The 1,312-nt window shown below is 46.5% G+C and carries 1 rRNA gene; it reads right to left on the bottom strand.

From position 1 onward, the window contains the following. Positions 1 to 1,120, bottom strand: a 23S ribosomal RNA gene (locus tag OL233_RS11265); the annotation flags it as partial. Between the last annotated feature and the right edge of the window lie 192 nt (positions 1,121 to 1,312).

The following is a 1,312-nucleotide window of genomic DNA, read 5'->3' as shown; positions in this document are numbered from 1 at the left end:
TGGTGGCTGCTTCTAAGCCAACATCCTAGTTGTCTGTGCAACCCCACATCCTTTTCCACTTAACATATATTTTGGGACCTTAGCTGGTGGTCTGGGCTGTTTCCCTTTCGACTACGGATCTTATCACTCGCAGTCTGACTCCCGGATATGAATATATGGCATTCGGAGTTTATCTGAATTCGGTAACCCGAGATGGGCCCCTAGTCCAAACAGTGGCTCTACCTCCACAATTCTTAATCCGAGGCTAGCCCTAAAGCTATTTCGGAGAGAACCAGCTATCTCCAAGTTCGATTGGAATTTCTCCGCTACCCACAGCTCATCCCCGCACTTTTCAACGTACGTGGGTTCGGTCCTCCAGTGCGTTTTACCGCACCTTCAACCTGGCCATGGGTAGATCACATGGTTTCGGGTCTACGACAACATACTCACTCGCCCTATTCAGACTCGCTTTCGCTACGGCTCCGACTCTTCATCTTAACCTCGCATGCTATCGTAACTCGCCGGTTCATTCTACAAAAGGCACGCCATCACCCATTAACGGGCTTTGACTTGTTGTAGGCACACGGTTTCAGGATCTATTTCACTCCCCTTCCGGGGTGCTTTTCACCTTTCCCTCACGGTACTGGTTCACTATCGGTCACTAGAGAGTATTTAGCCTTGGGAGATGGTCCTCCCGGATTCCGACGGAATTTCTCGTGTTCCGCCGTACTCAGGATACTCATAGGTGTGCAGTCCATTTCGCCTACGGGGCTTTTACCCGCTACGGCTGACCTTTCCAGGTCGATTCGACTATCAACTACAACTACCATGTCTGAGTCCTACAACCCCAAGAAGCAAGCTTCTTGGTTTGGGCTCTTACCGTTTCGCTCGCCGCTACTAAGGTAATCGAATTTTCTTTCTCTTCCTGCAGGTACTTAGATGTTTCAGTTCTCTGCGTCTCACCTCATATACCTATGTATTCAGTATATGATGACAGCCTATAAAAGCTGCCGGGTTTCCCCATTCGGAAATCTCTGGATCAAAGCTTACTTACAGCTCCCCAAAGCATATCGGAGTTAGTCCCGTCCTTCATCGTCTTCTAGTGCCAAGGCATCCACCGTGCGCCCTTATTAACTTAACCTAATTTACTAACAATAATGTTAGATTTTTAGCTTCCACATGTAGCGATACATGCTCCACTAATCCTTTAAACAGCGTTTTGAACTTGTTTAAAAACTCTTATGAATAGTACTAATGTACTTATCATCAACGCGGTGTTCTCGGTTTGTTTTGATTATATTTTCTTTAACTATCCAGTTTTCAATGAGCAAAT

The sequence above is a fragment of the Vagococcus proximus genome, from assembly GCF_029143285.1.
GTDB classification, from domain to species: domain Bacteria; phylum Bacillota; class Bacilli; order Lactobacillales; family Vagococcaceae; genus Vagococcus_D; species Vagococcus_D proximus.
Note: the sequence above shows the minus strand (reverse complement) of the source record. Positions and strands in the feature narration are given on the sequence as shown.